Genomic DNA, 21,569 nt, shown 5'->3' on the forward strand with positions numbered 1-21,569 from the left:
CAGGGCCGCGGGCGGGGTCAAGCGAGGACGCGCTGGTCGCGGACGGCTCGCACAATCGCCTGATTATGCCACGGGTTATTTTGAACCCGGCTGAAAAAGGGCCTGCACGCGCGCAAGATCGGCGGGCGTGTCGATACCGGCTTCGGGCGCGGACCCGGTGATCAGCACTGCGATGCGCTCGCCGTGCCACAGCGCGCGCAGCTGTTCGAGCTGCTCGGCCTGTTCGATCGGCGCCTGCGCAAGCGACGGATACGTGCGCAGGAAACGCGCGCGATATGCATAGAGGCCGATGTGCCGGTAGACCGGAAATGCAGGGGCCGGCATTGCCGCGACGTCCGGCCAGTGCGGCTGGTACGCGTCACGGCTCCACGGAATCGGCGCGCGCGAAAAGTACAGCGCGACGCTCTGCGCGTCGAGCGCGACCTTCACGACGTTCGGGTTGAACACGTCGGCTGCATCGTGGATCGGGTGGGCCGCGGTCGCGATCGCGCAGGCCGGATGCGCGGCCAGGTGCGACGCTACGTCGCGCACGAGCATGGGGTCGATCAGCGGCTCATCGCCCTGCACGTTGACGACGACGGTGTCGTCGCTCCACCCGAACGTCGCCGCGACTTCCGCGAGCCGGTCGGTGCCGGACGGATGGTCGGCACGCGTCAGCACCGCCTCGAAGCCGTGATCGCGCGCCGCATCGAGCACGCTTTGCGCGTCGGATGCGACGAGCACCTGCTGCGCGCCCGCTTCGCGCGCGCGCTCGGCGACGCGCACGACCATCGGCTTGCCGCCGAGATCGGCGAGCGGCTTGTTCGGGAGGCGCGTCGACGCGAGCCGGGCGGGAATGACGGCGATGAAGGGTTGCGGGTGAGTCATCGGAGGGAACGGTGAGAGGGACGGGGCGGGTGGCGCGTCCGGCGCCGGTCGCCCGGCGGCGTTCGGCGACCGGCCGGGGCCGGGTCGCCTTCAAGCGACTGCGGCGGTCGAGCGGCCTGACGGTTTAGCGGCCGGCCGGGTCGACCGGCGTGCCTTCGACGGTCTGGCGCGCTTCGTCGACGAGCATCACGGGGATGCCGTCGCGGATCGGGTAGGCGAGCTTGTCCGCGTTGCAGATCAGCTCCTGCGCGGCGCGGTCATAGTGGAGCGGGCCTTTGCAGATAGGGCACACAAGGATTTCAAGCAGGCGAGCGTCCACGGAGTTTCTCCACAACGAGGGCAATGAGGCGAGGGTCGAGCGCGGCTTCGACAGGGACGACCCAGAGTCGAGCGTCGCGCCAGGAAGCGCCCAATTTTACTGCATCCTTCTCGGTGATCAGGATCGCATCGACGGCGTCGTCGACGAACGGATTGTCGGTGAACGCGTAGTGGTCGGGCAGCGCGCGCGTCGCCGGCGCGAGACCGGCCGCGCGCAGCGTTGCGAAGAAGCGTTCCGGCGCGCCGATGCCGGCCGCGGCGAGCACGCGCTCGTTCGCGAACTGCGACAGCGGGCGGCGCAGCGCGGGCTGGTCGAGGTGCCATGCGGCGCCCGGCGTGAGCGCGAGCGCGTAGGTGTCGGGCCACGGCGGCAGCGCGCCGCTGTACGGATCGTTGACGAGCGTGGCATCGCGGTGCCGCGACAGCGGCTCGCGCAGCGGGCCGGCCGGCAGCAGGAAGCCGTTGCCGCCGAGCCGGTGGTCGAACACGACGAGCTCGACCGTGCGCGCGAGGCGGTAGTGCTGCAGGCCGTCGTCGCTGACGATCACGTCGACGTCCGGATGCGCGGCGCGCAGCGCCTGCGCGGCCGCCACGCGGTCGGGACACACCCAGACGGGCGCGGCGGTGCGGCGTGCGATCAGCAGCGGCTCGTCGCCGCCCACGCTCGCGCTCGACGCGGGCGTGACGGCGGTCGGCGCTTTCACGTTCGCGCCGTAGCCGCGCGACACGACGCCGGGCGTGAAGCCGGCCGCGCGCAACGCGTCGACGAGCGCGATCACGGTCGGCGTCTTGCCGGTACCGCCGACGGTCACGTTGCCGACCACGACGACGGGCACGCCGACGTCGACCGGCTGCTTCCAGCCTTGTGCGTAAGCGGTGCGCCGCAGTGCCGCGCACAGGCCGAACACGCATGCGAACGGCGTGAGCGCCCACGCGAGCGCGCCGCGCCGCTGCCATTCGCGTGTCAGGCGCGCTTCGAGCCGGGCGAGCGGGCCGCCGGGCGCGCTCATCGGACCGGGCGCGGCGCGTCGTGCGCCGCGGCGTGGGACGGATTCGTCAAGGCGGATTCTCCGTTGGGCGGCGCATGCCGCGGGGTCTGCGGAAGGCGGCACTCTAGCGCGCCGCATGCGGACGCGGCAAGCGCGACCGGCCGACGCAGCCCGCGGGGCCGGATCGCGGCGGGCTGTGGATAACTCTGTGAAGAACTCCCCGGTCGATGGCCTCAAACGCCCGCCCGGTGGGCATCGAATCGGATGAGAATCATTCCGAAAGGTTTAAAAATATATAAAAATCAATGTGTTATCGGGAATTGTCTGGCTTTTTTCGCGGTTTCCAAGCGTTTTAGGCGGACGATTGCCAGAATGTGGACACCTTTCGAGCGCCGCGACGCATGCGCTCGGCGCTGGACGCCGGGCGTGTGTCAGACTATCGTGTCGCCGCCAGCATTCATCCGACCGTCCATGCCTTCCGACTCCCCTTTTGCCGCACCCGGCGCGACCCGCGGCGGCGACGAAGTGATTCCCGTTTCGGCGCTCAATCGCGCGATTTCGACGATGCTCGAGCGTTCGTTTCCGCTGCTGTGGATTTCGGGCGAAGTATCGAATTTCACGCGCGCCGCGAGCGGCCACTGGTATTTCTCGATCAAGGACCAGCAGGCGCAGATGCGCTGCGTGATGTTCCGCGGCCGCGCCCAATACGCGGAATTCACGCCGCGCGAAGGCGACCGGATCGAGGTTCGCGCGGTCGTCACGATGTACGAGCCGCGCGGCGAAGTGCAGCTCAACGTCGAGGCCGTGCGGCGCACCGGGCAGGGGCGCCTGTACGAGGCATTCCTGCGGCTGAAGGCGCAGCTCGAAGGCGAAGGGCTGTTCGCGCCCGAGCGCAAGCGGCCGCTGCCGGCCCACCCGCGCGCGATCGGTATCGTCACGTCGCTGCAGGCCGCCGCGCTGCGCGACGTGCTGACCACGCTCGCACGCCGTGCGCCGCACATTCCGGTGATCGTCTATCCGGCGCCCGTGCAGGGTGCCGGTTCCGCCGAAAAGCTCGTCGCGGCCGTCGAGGCCGCGAATGCGCGGCGCGAGGTCGACGTGCTGCTCGTCTGCCGCGGCGGCGGCTCGATCGAGGATCTGTGGTCGTTCAACGACGAGGCGCTGGCGCGCGCGATCGCGGCGAGCGAGCTGCCGGTCGTCAGCGGCGTCGGGCACGAAACCGATTTCACGATCGCGGACTTCGCGGCCGACGTGCGCGCGCCGACGCCGACCGGCGCGGCCGAACTCGCGAGCCCGCAGCGCGCGCTGCTGCTGCGCGAGGTCGGCGACCGCCAGCGTGCGCTCGCGCGCGGCATGGAACGCCGGCTCGAACAGCGTGCGCAGCAGCTCGACTGGCTCGCGCGCCGGCTCGTGAGCCCGGCCGAGCGGCTGCAGCGGCAGCGCACGCACGTCGAGCAGCTCGCGGCGCGGCTCGCGTCGGCGGCGTCGCGGCCGGTGCGCGACGCACGCGCGCGCTTCGCGCTCGCGCAGTTGCGCTGGCAGCGCGCGCGGCCCGATCCGTCACAGGCGCGCCAGGCGCTCGCAGGGCTGTCGCAACGTCTCGCGCTCGCATTGCAGCGCCGTCACGAGCGCGACACGGCGCGTGTGTCAGCCTGTGCGGCGCGGCTCGAGGTGCTGAGCCCGAAGCGTACGCTCGAGCGCGGCTATGCGGCGCTCATCGATGCGCAGACGGGCCGCGCGGTGCGCGCGCCGAGCGCGCTGAAGCCGCAGCGGCGCCTGACCGTGCATCTCGCCGAGGGCTCGGCCGACGTGTCGCTCGCCGACGTGCAGCCGCGGTTGACCGATACGATCTGACGTAACCGGCGCAAGCGAAACGAAGGTCCCGCAACGGACGCGTCCCGCGCGGGAATGGATACTGCGCATCGCCGGTTCGTCCTGCCGGACGTTGCGCAAACGTCGCTTTTCCGCATACCGCGGATAATTGGCCCGTGAGTTTGCGGGGTTATTCGTCCTCGCCTACAATCGGACGCTCGGCAGCATTCAACACAAGCCCCCCTACATACTCAACGAAGGAATCGCCATGGCTCATACGCTCCCGCCGCTCCCGTACGCTGAAGACGCACTCGCGCCGACCATCTCGCTCGAGACGATCCAGTACCACTACGGCAAGCACCATCAGGCTTATGTGACGAACCTGAACAATCTGATCCCGGGCACGGAATTCGAAAACCTGTCGCTGGAAGAGATCGTGAAGAAGTCGTCGGGCGGCATCTTCAACAACGCCGCGCAAATCTGGAACCACACGTTCTTCTGGAACAGCCTGTCGCCGAACGGCGGCGGCGCACCGACGGGCGCGCTGGGCGATGCGATCAACGCGAAGTGGGGTTCGTACGACGCATTCAAGGAAGCGTTCACGAAGGCTGCAGTCGGCACGTTCGGTTCGGGCTGGGCATGGCTGGTGAAGAAGGCCGACGGTTCGCTCGACATCGTGTCGACGAGCAACGCAGCGACGCCGCTGACGACCGCCGACAAGGCACTGCTGACGATCGACGTGTGGGAACACGCGTACTACATCGACTACCGCAACGCACGTCCGAAGTTCGTCGAAGCGTTCTGGAACATCGTGAACTGGGACTTCGCAGCGAAGAATTTCGCGTAAGGTCCTCCGGTGCGTCGCGCGCCGTAGCGGCGCGCAGCACCCCGTGGAAAAGCCCTCGTTGCGAGGGCTTTTTTGTTTTTGCCCGGCAGGATCGTGCCGCGCTTGCCGGATCAGCCGACGACGCCGAGCACCCAGCCGAGCGCCGCGCTCGCGATCACGACAGCCCACGGCGGCACGCGCCAGAACGTCAGCGCGACGAACGCGACGAGCGCGGCGGCCAGGTCGCGCGGCGCCACGATCGTGTCGGTCCAGACCGGGTGATAGAGCGCGGCGAGCAGCAGCCCGACGACGGCCGCGTTCACGCCCGCGAGCGCGGCCTGCATGCGCGTGCTGCGGCGCAGGCGCTCCCAGAACGGTGCGGTGCCGGCAACGAGCAGGAACGACGGCGCGAAGATCGAGACGAGCGCGATCGTGCCGCCGAGCCAGCCGTTCGGCGCATCGCGCAGCGAAGCGCCGAGGAATGCCGCGAACGTGAACAGCGGCCCCGGCACGGCCTGCGCGAGCCCGTAGCCGGCGAGGAACGCCGAATCGCCGACCCAGCCGGGCGCGACCACGGCCGCCTGCAGCAGCGGCAGCACCACGTGCCCGCCGCCGAACACGAGCGCGCCCGTGCGGAAGAACGCATCGACGACGGCAAGCGTATCGGAGCGGAGCACGCGTGCCGCGAACGGCAGCGCGACGAGCAGTGCCGCGAACAGCGCGAGCCACAGCACGCCCGCGCGGTGCGATACGTGCAGCGGCAACGGCTCGTGGGCGTCGCGCGCCGGCTGCGGCAGCAGGACGAGACCGGCCGCACCGGCCGCGGCGATCACCGCAACCTGCGTCCACGCGGCCGGCGCGAGCAGCGCGACGCACGCGGCCGCGGCCATCAGCGTGACGCGGCGCGCATCCGGGCACAACGTGCGCGCCATGCCCCAGACGGCTTGCGCGATCACCGCAACCGACACGATGCGTAGCCCGTGCAGCGCGCCGGCTTCGATCGGCGCGCCCGTCGCGTGAACGCCGAGCGCGAACAGCATCATCAGCAGCGCCGACGGCAGCGTGAAGCCGAGCCACGCGGCGAACATCCCCGCATAGCCGGCGCGCGCAAGGCCGATCGCCATCCCGACCTGGCTGCTCGCGGGTCCCGGCAGGAACTGGCACAGCCCGACGAGATCCGCATACGTGCGCTCGGTGAGCCAGCCGCGCCGCGTGACGAATTCGGCGCGGAAGTAGCCGAGATGCGCGACCGGGCCGCCGAACGACGTGAGGCCGAGCCGCAGGAATGCGACGAACACGGGCCACGGACGACGGAAAGGGGCGGGGACGGTCGATGTATTCAAGACAGGGCACGGGATGGGCGGAGCGAGCCGACACGATAGCGCAACGCGGCGACGGCGGGGTGTCGCGTGGCGGCCGTTGCGCGACGTTCAGTGCGTATCGCCGGCCAACCCGCTCGCGCGACGCAGCGCGTCGATGTCGACGAGTTCGATCTCGCCGACATGCAGCCGCACGACACCGTCGGCCTGCAGCGCCTTCAGCAGCTGGTTGGTGGTCTGCCGCGTCAGCGACAGCATCGACGCGAGCGTTTCCTGCGACAGCCGCACGCGCGTGCGCCCGGCGCTGATGCCGCCGTAGCCTTCGGCGATCATCAGCAGGCGCGCGGCGAGCCGTTGCGCGGCCGGCATCACGCTCATCGATTCGACGGTGAGGAAGCTCAGGCGCAGCTTCTGCGCCATCAGCAGCGCGAACTGCCGCCAGTATTGCGGCGTCGCGTCGAGCATCGCGAGCAGCGCGGCCTGCGGCACGTGCAGCAACAGCGCGTCGTCGAGCGCGATCGCGTCGTGCGTGCGCGGCTGGCCGTCGAACAGCGCGATTTCGCCGAACCACGTGACGGGCTCGGCGACCGTCAGCAGCGCTTCCTTGCCCTGCGGATCGACCGCACCTATCGTGAGTGAACCGGCCAGTACCGCGTACAGCCCGCACGGCGGGTCGCCGCGCCGGAACAGCGCGTGGCCGGCCGGCAGGCGGCGCAGCGCCGCACGGCCGAGCAGGTCCGCGCGCAACGCGGGCGGCAGCGCGGCGAACCACGGGTTCGCCTCGATCTGCGGCACGTAGGGGGCGAGCGACGAAGGCATGGGCACGCGATGTCGGGTAGCTGACAGAGGTTCTCGGGCGTGACGCGCATCATAGCGCTCAACGACCGACGAGGAGACGCGATGAAGACGCTCGAAGACCATCTTTCCCAGTATGCGGCCTACCATCGCGACGCGCGCAACATCGCGACGCATCTGGTCGGCATTCCGATGATCGTGTTCGCGGTCGAGGTGCTGCTGTCGCGGCCGGCGATCGGCATGCTTGCCGGCATCGCGCTGTCGCCGGCGCTGCTGCTCGCCGTCGCGTTCGCGGTGTTCTACCTGCGTCTCGACCTGCGGTTCGGGATCGTGATGACAGTGCTGTTCGCGCTCGGCATGTGGGCCGCGCAGGCGCTCGCGCTGCTGCCGACCGCGCAATGGCTCGGCATCGGCATCGGTGCGTTCGTCGTCGGCTGGATCGTGCAGTTCGTCGGGCACTGGTTCGAGGGGCGCAAGCCCGCATTCGTCGACGATCTGGTCGGCCTGATGGTCGGGCCGCTGTTCGTGGTCGCCGAAGTTGCGTTCTTCGCGGGGCTGCGCGGCGACGTGCGCCGCGAAGTCGAGCGGCGGGCCGGGCCCGTGCACGGCGGCGCACGCTCGCATGTCTGACTCGATCCGCTCGCAAGCGAAGTGCGAGCCGCGTAGGGCCGGCTTAGCCCCATCGTTGCGTGGGCCGCGCGCAACGCCACGGGCGGGGCGCAACGGCTAAGATGCGGGGTGCGTCATACGACGCCTATGCGGAGCAATCGCCATGGTGGATCGCCCGACTCTCGACGCCTACGATGCCCATGCCGCGCAATATGCGCAGGACTGGCTCGACCAGGCCGCGCCCGACGACATGTACGCGCTGCTCGAACAGCATTTCTCGCCGGGGCCGACCGCGGACGTCGGCTGCGGAGCGGGGCGCGACACGGCCTGGCTCGCTTCGCGCGGCTTCGACGTACGCGGCTACGACGCGAGTGCCGCGCTGCTCGACGAGGCGCGGCGGCGCCATCCCGACCTGAGCTTCGAGCTGGCCGCACTGCCGGCGCTGGCCGGGGTGCCGTCCGGCGCGTTTCGCAACGTGCTGTGCGAGACGGTCGTCATGCACCTCGAACAGGCGGACGCGGCGGCCGCCGCCGCACGGCTGGCCGATCTCCTGATGCCGGGCGGCACGTTGTACCTGAGCTGGCGGGTGGCCGGAAACGGCGCGCTGCGCGACGAGCGCGGCCGCCTCTATACGCCGCTCGATTCGGCGCGGATGCACGCGGCGCTCGGCGCCGGCATGCACGTGATCGACGAACATGAAGTCGTCAGCGCGTCGTCCGGCAAACGCGTACACCGGCTGATCGTGCGCAAGGCGGCCGCCGCCGCGTGAAGGCGGCGCGCGGTCGCGTTCACTCGCGGTTGAGCGCCGCTTCCCAGTTGATGTCGACGCAGAGCACCTGCATGCCGGCCGCGGCGGGCGCGGCGACCGATGCGGTCACGCACAGGTGCGCCTCGTTGATCGACAGGTAGGGCGGCGTCAGATGCACACGGCCCGGCGCGCGCATCGCGTCGATGAAGTACGGGCGGCGCTCCCAGCTCGCACCTTCGGAATGCAGCAGTGGCCGGAAGCGCTTGGCGCGCTGCGACACGCTGCCGCGCGCGAGCACGTTGTCGCCGATCTGGCGCCCCGATGCATCGAGCAGGAAGCAGCGCGCGGTCTCGGGCAGCCCGAGCACGGCGGCGGCCGCATCGGTGAGCGATTCGCCCGCAGCGAGCTTCCGGCTCGCTTCCTCGAGCGCGGCGACATACGGTGCGAGCCGTTCCGCCTGCGTGCGCTCGCGTCGCGCGACGCGCAGCCGCAGCGCGGCCGACAGCGTATCCATGCAGCCCGCGGCAGCCTGCGGTTGCACGGGGTCGACGCTCGGCCCCGCGAAATACTGGCCCTGCACGAAATCGACGTTGCACTCGAGCGCGATCAGCGCGTCGCGCTCGGTCGCGAGGCCGCCCATCAGCACGAGCTGGCCGGATTCGTGCAGCAGCGACACGAGCCCCGGCAGCACGCGTTCGAGATGCGAGTGCTCGCTCGCCTGCGCGAGGATGCCGCGGTCGAGCGTGACGATATCGGGATGCAGATGCCACACGCGGTCGATGTTCGAATGCTTCGCGCCGAACCCGCCGAGCGCGATCAGGAAGCCGGCCTTGCGCAGCCCGTCGACGATCGCCGCGTAGCGCGGCGTCTCGCCGCCCGCCTGCTCGGGCACCTCGAGCACCACGCGGTGCGGCGGCAGCCCGAGCGCCTTCAGGTTCGCGAGCAGCGCGTCGCCGTAGACGGTGTCCATCAGCGCGGCCGGATGCAGGCTCAGGAAAAGCCATTCGTCGTGACTGTCGAACGCGTGGAAGTTGCCGAGATGCAGCGATTCGGCGAGCCGGCCGAGTTCGAGCAGATCGCCGCGCCGTGCCGCCTGCGTGAACACCTCGTGCGACGCCACCTGGCGGCTTTCCTCGTCGTGCGCGCGCAGCGATGCGTGATAGCCGATCGCGCGGCGGTGCGACACCGAGAAAACGGGCTGGAACACGCTGAACACGGTATAGCCGCCGTACAGCACGGTGCGCCGGTTCCCGTCGTCGCCGGCGACGGGGCGGGGCGGCTGAAAGCCTGGGGGATCGATTTCGATCATGCTCATGATGTCGGCCGAAGGAGGACTGCCAGTTTACCTAGAGAATAGGCGAGCAAGAAGCGTGCACGGCATCGTGCCTCATGCGGCGGCCCGTCGCGGCCGGTGAACGGGATATCGTCGCGCGCATCGCAGGGGCGGGCTGCACCGCGATGGTGCGCGCGGTGGCGGTGCGGTGCCCGAAACGGCGCGCGCCGCGCGTCACGCGCGCTCGGACGGGTCGGTCTTGCGCGCGGTGCTGCGGATCTCGGGCGCGAGCTGCGCGAAGATCCACGCGGACGCGGCCGTGATGATCCCGACGCAGACGAACGTCGCATGGAACGCCGGCAGCGTGTTGCTCGGCGTCACGGTGCGCAGCATGCCGGTGAACGTCGCGAGCAACGCGCCGGCGACCGTGACGCCGAGGCTCATCGACAGCATCTGCACGAGCGAGAACAGGCTGTTGCCGCTGCTCGCGCCGCCCGTGCCGAGATCCTTCAGCGTCAGCGTGTTCATCGCGGTGAACTGCATCGAGTTGAAGCCGCCGAACAGCGCGAGATGCACGACCTTCACCCATACGGGCACCGTGTCGCGCATCAGCGCGAAGCTCGCCATCATCACGCCGACCATGATCGTGTTCGCAAGCAGCACCTTGCGGTAGCCGTGCTGCGTGATCAGCCGCGTGATGATCCGCTTCGAGAACATTCCGGCTGCCGCGACCGGCAGCATCATCAGCCCGGCCTCGAACGCCGAGTAGCCGAGGCTCACCTGCAGCAGCAGCGGGATCAGGTATGGCATCGCGCCGCTGCCGATCCGCGCGAACAGGTTGCCGAGCAGCCCGACGCTGAACGTGTGGATCCTGAACAGTTCGAGCGAGAAGATCGGTTGCGGCGCGCGCACCGCGTACAGCCCGTACGCGACGAAGCACGCGAGGCTCAGGATCAGCAGCACGAGCACGGCTGCGTGCTGCATGCCGAGATCGGCGAGCCCGTCGAGCGACAGCGAGATCGCGACCATGCCGATCGTCAGCAGCAGATAGCCCTTCAGGTCGAAGCGGCCGACGGCAGGGTTGCGCGAATCGGGCATCGAATAGAAGGTCGCGATGCAGCCCGCGACGCCGACCGGCACGTTGATCAGGAAGATCCAGTGCCACGACGCGATCTTCACGAGCCAGCCGCCGAGCGTCGGCCCGATCAGCGGGCCGATCAGGCCGGGAATCGCGACGAACGACAGCGCGGACAGGTAGCGTTCGGCCGGAAAGGTGCGCAGCACCGCGAGCCGCCCGACCGGCAGCAGCATCGCGCCGCCGACCCCCTGCACGACGCGGAACGCGACGAGCTGCGTCAGCGTATGCGCGTTCGCGCACAGCAGCGAGCCGAGCGAGAACACCAGGATCGCGCTGAAGAACACGCGCCGCGTGCCGAACGTGTCGGCGAGCCAGCCCGACACGGGGATCATCACCGCCATCGTCAGCGAGTACGCGATCACGACCGACTGCATCCGCAGCGGCGATTCGCCGAGGCTCGCGGCCATCGACGGCAGCGCCGTGTTGACGATCGTCGCATCGAGCGTTTGCATGAAGAAGCCCGTCGCAACGAGCCAGAGCATCACGGTGAGGTTCTTTTCGCCGGGAGCGGCGGCGGGCGGGCTTTGGAACATGAAGACGGGGCGGTGGCGCGGGACAGCCGCCATTGTAGGGAAAGCCGCCGTGCCGTGCAGTTTCGGTGCAACGCGAAGTCCGGCCGGCGGATGCCCGTCCCCGTCGGTTGACCAGTACAGTTCAGCCGAAAGTGTCTGTAGCCGTATCTGTCCGTGTGCTGTCACTGTCCGAAATACTGGTGCCATCGAACCCGTGCGACCAGGAGGCTGCCATGCGCGAACTGCGACTCTACGTGATGGACGGTGACGAGCCGGCCGGACGGTGGCGGATCGTCGATCGCACCGTACTCGAGGTGGCCGAGGGCGACGTCTGGGTGACCGTCGAGGGCCGGGCCGACGACTACTGGCTCGCTGCCGGCGATTCGCTGACGTTGATGTCCGGCATGCGCGTGTGGGTCAGCGCGGGGCCGCACGGCGCGACGTTCGCGTTCGGTCCGCTCGCGGTGCCGGCCGTGCGCGCCGCGCAGGCGTGGTGGCGGCCGCTCGTCGCGTGGCGCGACAGCCGTCGTCACGCGGCCGCGTCGCTGCCGACGTAGCGCGCCCGGGGCCGGATCAGCTTGCCGTCCGCATATTGTTCGAGCGCATGGGCGATCCAGCCGGCCGTGCGGCCGGCCGCGAACAGCGTGAACGCCGCGCCGTCCGGCAGCGCGAGCGTGCGCTCCAGCACCGCGAGCGCGAAATCGATTGCCGGCCGCAGGCCCGTTGCCGCTTCGACGCGCGCGGCGAGCGCGCGCGCCATGTGCAGCGCCGGTCGGTCGGGTACCGCCCCGTGCAGTGCGTCGAGCAGTGCCAGCGCGCGCGGATCGCCGTCGGGATAGAGCGGGTGCGCGAAACCGGACAGGGCCGTGCGGCCGCCGTCCGCGCGTTCGTCGTGCGTCAGCCGCAGCGCAAGGTAGCGATCGAGGTCGGCGGCGCGGGCCGCTTCGTCGAGCAGCGTGCCCGCGCGGAACGTTTCGCCGCCGTGACGCGGGCCCGACAGCGCCGCGAGCCCGCCCGCGATCGCGCCGAACAGGTGAGTGCCGGTCGACGCGATGCAGCGCACCGCAAAGGTCGACGGATTCAGTTCGTGATCGGCGCACAGCACGAGCGCGCGGCGCAGCAGGTCGGCTTCGTCGCGCCGTCGCACGCGCCATGCGGCAGCGAGCTGCCGGTGCACGGGCGCGTCGCCCGGCGCGATGCCGGCGAGCGCGGCCGTCGCGACGCGTAGCAGCAGCGCGGCCGAATCGAGCTGCGCGTCGCGCCCCTGCGCCCACAGGCGCGGCAGCGTCGCGGCCGCGGCGGGCAACAGCACCAGCGTGCGTTCGAGCGGCGCGAGATGCGCCCAGCGGCGCGCCCAGTCGTCCCACTGCGCGGCGTCGAAACCGGTCGACGCGAGCGATGCTGCGGCAAGCCGCGCGGGCGAACACTCCCAGAGCCTGGCGGCCGTCTGTTCCAGCGTCGCCCCGTCGGCAAGCGCGATTGCATCGGCGCCGCGGTAGCGCAGGCGGCCGTCGGCGATCTGCGTGATCCGCGATTCGAGCACCGGCACGCCCCAGTCGAGCGACCGCTCGGCGACGCCGCCCGCGCGTTTCGCGTCGGCGCGGCGGCGCGCGAGCAGGCGCACCTCGTCCGCGTCGTAGCGGCGGCGCTTGGTCGCGCCGTCGGGCAGCGAGCGCAGCAGCCCGCGGCTCACATACGCATAGAGCGTGCTCACGCTGACGCCGAGGGTGCCGGCGGCTTCCTGCGCGCTGAGGGATGTCATGCCGGTCGCTCCTGTCGGGGCGCATGAAGCGCAGCCCCGCTACAACTATTCGTTATGTATTGATTCTCGCAATCAAGATTGATCGCGCCTGTCGCGAATTCTAGACTCGATTCCGTCTCCCCTCCGACGCTGAGGCGCTCACTTCACCATGACACCCGAACTCGCATTGACCCATCTGTGGCAACTCGCGCACGGCGACCGCGACGCGCTGGCCCGCGCGACCGTGACGGGCCGGGACCCGACGCTACCGTCGACGTTCCATGTCGGCACGCTCGCCGCGGCGACGATCGCAGCCGCCGGGCTCGCGGCGGCCGAATGCCACCGGCTTCGCACTGGCGTCGCGCAATCCGTCGACGTGTCGGTGCGCGACGCGCTGGTCGCGTTCCGCAGCGAACGCTACCTGCGCGTGGACGATGGCCCGCCGCCGGAGTTGCGTCACCCGGTGACGGGCTTCTTCGAGACGCGCGACAGGCGCTGGATCCAGTTGCACGCGAATTTTCCGCATCACCTGCACGGGATCCTCGACGTGCTCGGTTGCGGCGCGCAGCCGGCCGACGTCGCCGCGGCGATCCGCTCGTGGGACGGCGCGGCGCTCGATACCGCGCTGGCCGAGGCCGGCCTGTGCGCGGCATTGATCAGAACACCTGATGAATGGGCGGCGCATGAGCAGGCGCGCGCGATTGCGTCGCTGCCGCTGTTCGAGATCGAGCGGATCGGCGACGCGCCGGTCGAGCCGATCGGCCGCGGCGAAGCCGGCCAGCCGCTCGCCGGCGTGCGCGTGCTCGATCTCACGCGCATCATCGCGGGGCCGGTCGCGGGCCGCACGCTGGCGTCGCACGGCGCGCAGACGCTGCTCGTCAATGGCCCGCACCTGCCGAACATCGCGCCGCTCGTGATCGACAACGGGCGCGGCAAGCGTTCGACGTGGATCGACCTGCGCGATGCGGCTGGCGTCGATGCGCTGCACGCACTCGCACGCGGCGCGGATGTGTTCCTGCAGTCGTACCGGCCCGGCGCGCTCGCGGCGCGCGGTTTCGCACCGCCGGCGCTGGCGGAGTTGCGGCCCGGCATCGTGTGCGTGTCGGTGTCCGCATACGGGCACGCGGGGCCCTGGGCGAAGCGGCGCGGCTTCGACAGCCTCGTGCAGTCGGCGAGCGGGATCGCGTGGCAGGAGCAGCAGGCCGCGCACGCGAACGAACCGCGCCATCTGCCGTGCCAGGCGCTCGATCATGCGACGGGTTATCTCGCGGCGTTCGGCGCGATGATCGCGCTTGCGCGCCGGGCGCGCGAAGGGGGAAGCTGGCACGTGCGGCTGTCGCTCGCGCAGACGGGGCGCTGGCTGCAGTCGTTCGGCGCCGTGCCGGACGGCCTGCAGGCGCCCGATCTCGCGGCTGCCGACGTGCGTGACCGGATCGATCGCATCGTATCGCCGTTCGGCACGATCGATGCCGTGCGGCCGGCCGAGCGGTTGTCGGCGACGCCGCCGTCGTTCGCGCGGCCGCCCGTGCCGCTCGGCACCGACGATGCGAGCTGGCTGTGAGCGCCGGCGGCGCGGCTTGCGTTACTTGCGCAGCTCGACGACGAAGTCGTAGTAGTCGTTGCGGCAGTAGGTATCGGTCAGCTCGATCGCGCGCTGGTCCGACGTATAGCCGATCCGCGTGATCAGCAGCAGCGCGTCGTGCGGCGCGATGCCCATCTGTTCGGCGATCTCGTCGGTCGCGTTGACCGCGCGGAAATGCTGCAGCGCGCGCACGATCGGCGTGCCGCGCGCTTCGAGATAGCTGTACAGCGAACCGCCGATCGCCTGCGGATCGGGAATCAGCGTCGCGGGGAACGTCGAGTTCTCGACGGCCATCACGATGCCGTCGGCGAGGCGCAGGCGTTTCAGGCGCGTAACCGACGCGGCTGGCGACAGTCCGAGCTGGATCACCTCGTCGCGGTTCGCGGGCTGGATCTCGCGCGCGATCCATTGCGAGCTCGGCTTGAAGCCGCGACGCTCGAGCATTTCGCTGAAGCTCGACAGCCGCGACAGCGGATCTTCGTAGCGCGGCTGGATGAAATTGCCGGCGCCCTGCGTGCGGCGGATCAGGCCTTGCTCGACGAGCAGCGCGATCGCCTTGCGTGCGGTGATGCGCGACACGCCGAGCGCATCGGACAGCACACGCTCGGACGGCAGCGCCTCGCCGGCCGTCCAGCGGTTCTCGTGGATTGCGTCGCCGAGCTTGCGGGCGAGCTGCAGGTAGAGCGGCGTGTCGTTGTCGGGGTCGGGGCGCAGGTCCTGCCAGCGGTCGTCCGTGGGTGCCTTCATGGAATGGGTATCGATCAGATTGCGGCCATTCTAAGTCATCATGCGGCGCCGTTATAGCCGGTTTTTGCCTTGCAACAGGCCGGTGCCGCGCCGATTGACTACACTGATGCATCGTATTCCATGCTTCGGCCGCGGCGCGCGGCCACGAATCCGCAGCGAGGAGCGCATGACAGACACGATCGCCACGGTCGTCCTGCCGGACGGCGAGACGATTCCGAAGCTCGGCCAGGGCACCTGGGAAATGGGCGAGCGGCCGGCCCGCCGCGCGGACGAGATCGCCGCGCTGCGTGAAGGCGTCGAACTCGGGATGACGGTGGTCGACACCGCCGAGATGTACGGCGAAGGCGCGACCGAGGCGCTCGTCGGCGAGGCGCTCGCCGGCCTGCGCGACGACGTGTTCCTCGTCAGCAAGGTCTACCCGCACCATGCGAGCCGGCGCGGCGTCGTTGCCGCGTGCGACGCGAGCCTCAAGCGCCTGCGTACCGATCGGCTCGACCTGTACCTGCTGCACTGGCGCGGTTCGGTGCCGCTCGAGGAGACGGTCGAGGGCTTCGAGGCGCTGCGACGCGCGGGCAAGATCCGTCACTGGGGCGTGAGCAACTTCGATACCGCCGACATGGCCGAGCTCGTCGACGACGCGGGCGGCGGCGCGTGTGCGACCAACCAGATCCTCTACAACATCGCACGGCGCGGCCCGGAATTCGACCTGCTGCCGTGGCTCGCCGAACACCGGATGCCGGCGATGGCGTACAGCCCGGTCGATCACGGACGGTTGCCGAAGCGCTCGCCGCTCGATGAGATCGCGCGGCAGCGCGGCGTGTCGGTGATGCGCGTCGCGCTGGCATGGGTGCTCGCGCAGCCGGGTGTGTTCGCGATCCCGAAGGCATCGCGGATCGAACATGTGCGCGACAACCGTGCCGCGCTCGATTTCGTGTTGAGCGATGACGAGCGCGCGCAGCTTGACGCGTACTTCCGTGCGCCGCGCACCAAGCGCGCGCTCGAGATGCTCTGACGGCACCCGGCCGGGCAACGCTTCCGGTCAGTGGTTGCCTCCGGACGATCCGCCGTGACCACCGCCATTGCCGTTGCCAGTACCGCTACCATTGCCGACACCGTTGGCACCGCCATTGCCGGCGCCACCACTGCCGTTGCCATTGCCGTTGCCGCCGCCATTGCCGTGGCCACCGTTGCCGCCGGCACCGCTGCCGTTGCCGCCGCCGTTACCCGCGCCGCCAGTGCCGTTGCCGCCGCCATTGCCGTGGCCACCGTTGCCGCCGGCGCCGTTGCCGTTACCGCCGCCGTTACCGCTGCCGTTACCCGAGCCGCCAGTGCCGTTGTTGCCGCCATTGCCGTGACCACCGTTGCCGCCGGCACCGCTGCCGTTTCCGCCACCGTTACCCGAGCCGCCAGTGCCGCTGCCGCCGCCATTGCCGTGACCACCATTGCCGCCGGCACCGCTGCCGTTGCCGCCGCCGTTACCCGAGCCGCCAGTGCTGCCGCCGCCGCCATTGCCGTGGCCACCATTGCCGCCGGCACCGCTGCCGTTGCCGCCGCCGTTACCCGAGCCGCCAGTGCCGCTGCCGCCGCCATTGCCGTGGCCACCGTTGCCGCCGGCACCGCTGCCGTTTCCGCCACCGTTACCCGCGCCGCCATTGCCGTGGCCACCGTTGCCGCCAGCGCCACTGCCGTTTCCGCCACCGTTACCCGCGCCGCCAGTGCCGTGACCACCGTTGCCGTGGCCACCGCCGTCACCGTCGCCATGACTGCCGCCACCGTTGCCGTGGCCATTGCCATTGCCATTGCCGTGGCCGCCATTGCCGTTGCCACCACCGTCACCATCGCCATGGCCACCACCGGTGCCGTGACCACCGTCGTCACCACCGCCGTGACCGCCACCGTCACCGCCGCCGTCACCGCCGCCATGGCCACCATGTCCGCCATGGCCTCCGCTACCTGAGGTACCGCCACCCGAAGTGCCGCCACCCGAAGTGCCGCCACCCGAGGTACCGCCACCCGAAGTGCCGCCACCTGAGGTACCGCCACCCGAAGTACCGCCACCCGAGGTACCGCCACCCGAAGTGCCGCCACCCGAAGTGCCGCCACCCGAAGTGCCGCCACCCGAAGTACCGCCACCCGAAGTGCCGCCACCCGAAGTACCGCCACCCGAAGTGCCGCCACCCGAAGTGCCGCCGCCCGAAGTACCGCCGCCCGAAGTGCCGCCACCCGAGCCACCGTTGCCGGACGCATTGCCTCCGCGACCCGTACCGCTCGTACCGCCGGACGTTGCGCCTGTCGTTCCTCCAACACCAGCAGGTCCCACAGCGCCGTTTCCGTTATTTCCGCTGGTCCCGCTACCGCTGCCGGGGTTGCCACCACTGCCGCTCGCGCCGGCACCTTTACCGCCAATTCCACCGCCGGCATAGACATGCACCGCGCATGCAGCCGGATTGGCTGCGCACGACGAAGCGTCCTCGACCAGTGTCATGACGGTGTCCGCGCTGGCAACCGCGTCGGGCACAGAGTCAGGTGTTGCGTTCTGCGCGACTGCATACGAGCAGCAGCACGCAAACGCGGCTGCGGCCATCAAGGTCGCGCGATAGCACCGTCCCGCCGCGCGGAACGGCTGTTTTGTCTTCATCATTATGGCCTCCCAATGCGCGCGAAGCCTCGTCGCCGCGCGGCTATCTACGTGTGGTGCAGGGGGCCAATAAAGATTCGTTGTCCTATCGGTGGCCGATTGCCTTCGGGCTGGCCCTTGAAGCCAGCCGCGAACGCGAATCGGCACGCGGGCCCGCCGTGCGAAGCTCTATCAGCGAGATTCGTGCCAGCGGCCGCTTACGCCCGTGGCGCAAGGCGCGCGCATGCACGCGACGGCGCATGAAACGTCGTTGCGGGAGTTTTGTTTCCGAAATGAAACGTCTGAACGATGCTCAGCGCGCCGGCGCGTCGGCCGCGCGCTGCCAGCGGTGGAACAGGATCGATGCGATCCAGCAGACGAGGAACAGCGCGACGATGCCGTAGCCGATCGAGCCGAAGCGTTCGCCGAGCGCATCGAGCGCGTCGCGCACGGGGCCCGTCAGCGACAGCTTGTCGGCGAGCAGGCCGGCTGCCTCGATCCCGCCGATCGCAAGCGCGACGGCCGCCGACACGAACGTGATGCTCGCGTTGTAGAGCAGCTTGCGCTGCGGATCGTCCATCGCCCAGCCGTACGCATGAATCATCAGCACGTTGTCGGTCGAGTCGATCAGCGTCATGCCGGCGGTGAACAAGGCGGGAAACAGCATGACCGTATAGACCGGCAACCCGTGGCTCGCCTGTGCGGCGGCAATCGCGAGCAGGCCGATTTCGGTTGCAGTATCGAAACCTAACCCGAACAGCACGCCGACCGGATACATGTGCCAGCTCTTCGACACGAACCGGAACAGCGGGCGCAGCAGCCGCGACACGAGTCCGGCCGGGCGGTGCACGTGCGCGGCGCCGTGCGCGTGCTCCGGCGCGCCGCGATAACGCCGCCACACGTCGCGCAGGATCATCAGGTTCACGCACGCGAGCACGAGCAGGAAGGTGGCCGACACCGCCGTGCCGATCGTGCCGCCGATCTCGCGAAACGCGTCGAACCTGTCGCGCAGCGCGAACGCGGTCAGCGCGATGCCGAGCGTCGCGGCGATCACGATCGTCGAATGGCCGAGCGAGAAGAACAGCCCGACGCTTACCGGACGCTGGCCGTCCTGCATCAGCTTGCGCGTCGCGACGTCGATCGCGGCGATGTGATCGGCGTCGACCGCATGACGCAACCCGAGCCCGTACGCGATCGCCGCGGTGCCGAGCAGCAGCGGATGGTCGCGCAGCATCGCGAGCGCCCACAGCCAAACGGCGGCGTTCGCGGCGATCAGGCCGGCGTAGAGCATCAGCAGACGGCGCAGGGCAGAAGTGGGCGGCGGCATCGGGACGGTTCCATCAGACGAATCGCATTGCATTGTGGCATGCGAAAAAAACGCGTGGCGGGCCGATCAAAAGCCGCGAACGGTGCGCATCGGACAAAAAAGCCCGTCCGGCGGAACCGGACGGGCTTTGCATGATGCGGCAGGGCGCAAGCGCCCGGCACCTTACTTCGTCTTCGCGTTGATCACGCCTTCCGATACGTTGGCCGGCGTTTCCGCGTAGTGCTTGAACTCCATCGAGTACGTCGCGCGGCCCTGCGTGGCCGAACGCAGCGATGTCGAATAGCCGAACATCTCCGCGAGCGGCACTTCGGCGCGCACGAGCTTGCCGCCGCCGCCCGCGATGTCCTCCATCCCCTGCACGATGCCGCGCCGGCTCGACAGGTCGCCCATCACGTTGCCCATGAAGTCCTCGGGCGTCTCGACCTCGACGGCCATCATCGGCTCGAGCAGCACGGGCTTCGCGCGGCGCATCGCTTCCTTGAACGCCATCGAGCCGGCCATCCGGAACGCGTTTTCGTTCGAGTCGACGTCGTGGTACGAGCCGAACGTCAGGTGCACCTTCACGTCGACGACCGGGTAGCCCGCGAGCACGCCGCTCTTCAGCGTTTCGGTGATGCCCTTGTCGACGGCCGGGATGAATTCGCGCGGAATCACGCCGCCCTTGATCTCGTCGAGGAACTCGTAGCCCTTGCCCGGGTTCGGCTCGAGCGTGATCACCGCATGGCCGTACTGGCCGCGGCCGCCCGACTGCTTGACGAACTTGCCCTCGACGTCGGACGCGGTCGTGCGCACCGTCTCGCGATACGCGACCTGCGGCTTGCCGACCGTCGCTTCGACGCCGAACTCGCGCTTCATCCGGTCGACCAGGATTTCGAGGTGCAGCTCGCCCATCCCCGAAATGATCGTCTGGCCGGACTCTTCGTCCGTCTGCACGCGGAACGACGGGTCTTCCTGCGCAAGGCGGTTCAGCGCGAGGCCCATCTTTTCCTGGTCGGCCTTCGTCTTCGGCTCGACGGCCTGCGAGATCACCGGCTCCGGGAATTCCATCTTCTCGAGGATGATCGGCTTGGTCGGATCGCACAGCGTGTCGCCCGTCGTCGCTTCCTTCAGGCCGACGGCCGCCGCGATGTCGCCCGCGCGCACTTCCTTGATCTCCTTGCGTTCGTTTGCGTGCATCTGCAGGATCCGGCCGAGCCGTTCCTTCTTGTCCTTCGTCGCGTTGAGCACCGTGTCGCCGGATTCGACGACGCCCGAATACACGCGGAAGAAGATCAGCTGGCCGACGAACGGGTCGGTCATGATCTTGAATGCGAGCGACGAGAACGGCTCGTCGTCGCTCGGATGACGTTCCGCCGGCTTTTCCGGATCGGCGAAGTCGTGGCCGAGGATCGCCGGCACGTCGACCGGCGACGGCAGGTAGTCGATCACCGCGTCGAGCATCGCCTGCACGCCCTTGTTCTTGAACGCGCTGCCGCACAGCATCGGCACGATCTCGTTCGCGATCGTGCGCTTGCGCAGCGCGGCCTTGATCTCGTCCTCGGTCAACGACTCATGGTCGTGCAGGTACTTCTCGAGCAGTTCCTCGCTCGCTTCCGCCGCGGCCTCGACCATCTTCCCGCGCCATTCGTGCGCGAGCTCGACGAGATTCGCGGGGATCTCCTCGTACGAGAACTTCACGCCCTGGCTTTCGTCGTCCCAGACGATCGCCTTCATCTTCACGAGATCGACGACGCCCTGGAAATGATCTTCCGCGCCGACCGGAATCTGGATCGGCACGGCGACGCCCTTCAGGCGCTCGCCGATCTGTCGCTGCACGCGGAAGAAATCGGCGCCGACGCGGTCCATCTTGTTGACGAACGCGATGCGCGGCACCTTGTACTTGTTCGCCTGGCGCCACACGGTTTCGGACTGCGGCTGCACGCCGCCGACCGAGTCGTAGACCATGCACGCGCCGTCGAGCACGCGCATCGAGCGTTCGACCTCGATCGTGAAGTCGACGTGGCCCGGGGTATCGATGATGTTGATCCGGTGTTCCGGATAGTTGCCGGCCATGCCTTTCCAGAAGGCCGTGGTCGCCGCCGACGTGATCGTGATGCCGCGTTCCTGCTCCTGCTCCATCCAGTCCATCGTGGCCGCGCCGTCGTGCACTTCACCGATCTTGTGGCTCACGCCGGTATAAAACAGGATGCGCTCGGTCGTCGTGGTCTTGCCGGCATCGATGTGAGCGCTGATCCCGATATTGCGATAGCGCTCGATGGGGGTTTTGCGGGGCACGTGAACCTCCTGGTGGTTCGGATCGTAAGCGGGCAGGCTGGGCCGGCCCGGGTTTGGAACAAGCGAGACTTAAAG

At 69.5% G+C, this 21,569-nt stretch carries 19 protein-coding genes; 8 read left to right on the forward strand and 11 right to left on the reverse strand.

What is annotated here, in order from left to right:
- Positions 1–75: 75 nt before the first annotated feature.
- From kdsB to lpxK, 3 genes are all read right to left on the reverse strand, one after another.
- Positions 76–867 (reverse strand): 3-deoxy-manno-octulosonate cytidylyltransferase, encoded by a 792-nt coding sequence (gene kdsB, locus AC3WLY_RS22915; RefSeq protein WP_175961906.1) that lies wholly within the window; start codon positions 865–867, stop codon positions 76–78.
- A 124-nt stretch (positions 868–991) separates the two neighbouring features.
- The gene (locus AC3WLY_RS22920) at positions 992–1,186 is read right to left on the reverse strand and encodes a Trm112 family protein (RefSeq protein WP_010090898.1); all 195 of its coding nucleotides are present in this window, start codon (positions 1,184–1,186) and stop codon (positions 992–994) included.
- Complete coding sequence (lpxK, locus tag AC3WLY_RS22925) at positions 1,167–2,195, reverse strand: tetraacyldisaccharide 4'-kinase (protein ID WP_175961905.1); 1,029 nt, start codon at positions 2,193–2,195, stop codon at positions 1,167–1,169. Before lpxK ends, AC3WLY_RS22920 begins: the two co-directional genes overlap by 20 nt.
- Before the next feature lie 450 nt (positions 2,196–2,645).
- Here lpxK and xseA point away from each other — a divergent pair, with 450 nt between their 5' ends.
- Together xseA and sodB are read left to right on the forward strand one after the other, a co-directional pair.
- Positions 2,646–4,028, forward strand: a complete 1,383-nt coding sequence (gene xseA / locus AC3WLY_RS22930) for an exodeoxyribonuclease VII large subunit (protein ID WP_105390072.1) — start codon at positions 2,646–2,648, stop codon at positions 4,026–4,028.
- 226 nt (positions 4,029–4,254) lie between these two features.
- The gene (sodB, locus tag AC3WLY_RS22935) at positions 4,255–4,833 is read left to right on the forward strand and encodes a superoxide dismutase [Fe] (RefSeq protein WP_011352986.1); all 579 of its coding nucleotides are present in this window, start codon (positions 4,255–4,257) and stop codon (positions 4,831–4,833) included.
- Positions 4,834–4,943: 110 nt separating this feature from the next.
- Here the strand turns inward: sodB and chrA are convergent, their stop codons facing one another.
- Both chrA and AC3WLY_RS22945 read right to left on the reverse strand, forming a co-directional pair.
- Entirely contained in the window at positions 4,944–6,155 is a 1,212-nt protein-coding gene (gene chrA / locus AC3WLY_RS22940) for a chromate efflux transporter (protein ID WP_425133003.1), read from the reverse strand.
- Between the two features lie 87 nt (positions 6,156–6,242).
- Entirely contained in the window at positions 6,243–6,950 is a 708-nt protein-coding gene (locus AC3WLY_RS22945; RefSeq protein WP_175961902.1) for a Crp/Fnr family transcriptional regulator, read from the reverse strand.
- 81 nt (positions 6,951–7,031) lie between these two features.
- On the opposite strand from AC3WLY_RS22945, the gene AC3WLY_RS22950 reads away from it, so the two are divergent.
- Both AC3WLY_RS22950 and AC3WLY_RS22955 read left to right on the forward strand, forming a co-directional pair.
- Positions 7,032–7,556 carry an Mpo1 family 2-hydroxy fatty acid dioxygenase gene (locus AC3WLY_RS22950; protein ID WP_425133002.1) on the forward strand — a complete coding sequence of 175 codons (525 nt, stop codon included), beginning with the start codon at positions 7,032–7,034 and terminating at the stop codon, positions 7,554–7,556.
- Positions 7,557–7,698: 142 nt separating this feature from the next.
- Positions 7,699–8,304, forward strand: coding sequence for a class I SAM-dependent methyltransferase (locus AC3WLY_RS22955; RefSeq protein ID WP_175961900.1), 606 nt, complete (start codon positions 7,699–7,701; stop codon positions 8,302–8,304).
- A 19-nt stretch (positions 8,305–8,323) separates the two neighbouring features.
- Here the strand turns inward: AC3WLY_RS22955 and AC3WLY_RS22960 are convergent, their stop codons facing one another.
- Both AC3WLY_RS22960 and mdtD read right to left on the reverse strand, forming a co-directional pair.
- Positions 8,324–9,598: an EAL domain-containing protein gene (locus tag AC3WLY_RS22960; RefSeq protein ID WP_175961899.1), complete on the reverse strand. Its 1,275-nt coding sequence runs from the start codon at positions 9,596–9,598 to the stop codon at positions 8,324–8,326.
- Between the two features lie 192 nt (positions 9,599–9,790).
- Positions 9,791–11,227 (reverse strand): multidrug transporter subunit MdtD, encoded by a 1,437-nt coding sequence (gene mdtD, locus AC3WLY_RS22965; RefSeq protein ID WP_175961898.1) that lies wholly within the window; start codon positions 11,225–11,227, stop codon positions 9,791–9,793.
- A gap of 212 nt (positions 11,228–11,439) precedes the next feature.
- Between mdtD and AC3WLY_RS22970 the strand changes: the two genes are divergently transcribed.
- Entirely contained in the window at positions 11,440–11,763 is a 324-nt protein-coding gene (locus AC3WLY_RS22970) for a DUF2917 domain-containing protein (protein WP_310142142.1), read from the forward strand.
- Here the strand turns inward: AC3WLY_RS22970 and AC3WLY_RS22975 are convergent.
- On the reverse strand, positions 11,736–12,968 hold the full coding sequence (locus AC3WLY_RS22975) for a citrate/2-methylcitrate synthase (RefSeq protein WP_175961896.1): 1,233 nt from the start codon (positions 12,966–12,968) through the stop codon (positions 11,736–11,738). The genes AC3WLY_RS22970 and AC3WLY_RS22975 overlap by 28 nt on opposite strands.
- A 148-nt stretch (positions 12,969–13,116) precedes the next feature.
- Here AC3WLY_RS22975 and AC3WLY_RS22980 point away from each other — a divergent pair, with 148 nt between their 5' ends.
- Positions 13,117–14,508 carry a CoA transferase gene (locus AC3WLY_RS22980; RefSeq protein WP_492308919.1) on the forward strand — a complete coding sequence of 464 codons (1,392 nt, stop codon included), beginning with the start codon at positions 13,117–13,119 and terminating at the stop codon, positions 14,506–14,508.
- 21 nt (positions 14,509–14,529) lie between these two features.
- Here the strand turns inward: AC3WLY_RS22980 and AC3WLY_RS22985 are convergent, their stop codons facing one another.
- On the reverse strand, positions 14,530–15,276 hold the full coding sequence (locus AC3WLY_RS22985; protein ID WP_175961894.1) for a GntR family transcriptional regulator: 747 nt from the start codon (positions 15,274–15,276) through the stop codon (positions 14,530–14,532).
- Positions 15,277–15,442: 166 nt separating this feature from the next.
- Between AC3WLY_RS22985 and AC3WLY_RS22990 the strand changes: the two genes are divergently transcribed.
- Both AC3WLY_RS22990 and AC3WLY_RS22995 read left to right on the forward strand, forming a co-directional pair.
- Positions 15,443–16,288: an aldo/keto reductase gene (locus tag AC3WLY_RS22990; RefSeq protein WP_175961893.1), complete on the forward strand. Its 846-nt coding sequence runs from the start codon at positions 15,443–15,445 to the stop codon at positions 16,286–16,288.
- Positions 16,289–16,342: 54 nt separating this feature from the next.
- Entirely contained in the window at positions 16,343–17,233 is an 891-nt protein-coding gene (locus AC3WLY_RS22995; RefSeq protein ID WP_492332718.1) for a hypothetical protein, read from the forward strand.
- A 973-nt stretch (positions 17,234–18,206) separates the two neighbouring features.
- On the opposite strand, the gene AC3WLY_RS23000 is transcribed toward AC3WLY_RS22995, so the two are convergent.
- Both AC3WLY_RS23000 and fusA read right to left on the reverse strand, forming a co-directional pair.
- Positions 18,207–19,220: a HoxN/HupN/NixA family nickel/cobalt transporter gene (locus AC3WLY_RS23000; RefSeq protein ID WP_492308917.1), complete on the reverse strand. Its 1,014-nt coding sequence runs from the start codon at positions 19,218–19,220 to the stop codon at positions 18,207–18,209.
- A gap of 162 nt (positions 19,221–19,382) precedes the next feature.
- Positions 19,383–21,494, reverse strand: coding sequence for an elongation factor G (gene fusA / locus AC3WLY_RS23005; protein ID WP_175961890.1), 2,112 nt, complete (start codon positions 21,492–21,494; stop codon positions 19,383–19,385).
- Positions 21,495–21,569: the final 75 nt, after the last annotated feature.

The sequence above is a fragment of the Burkholderia sp. FW306-1C-G01B genome, assembly GCF_058781685.1.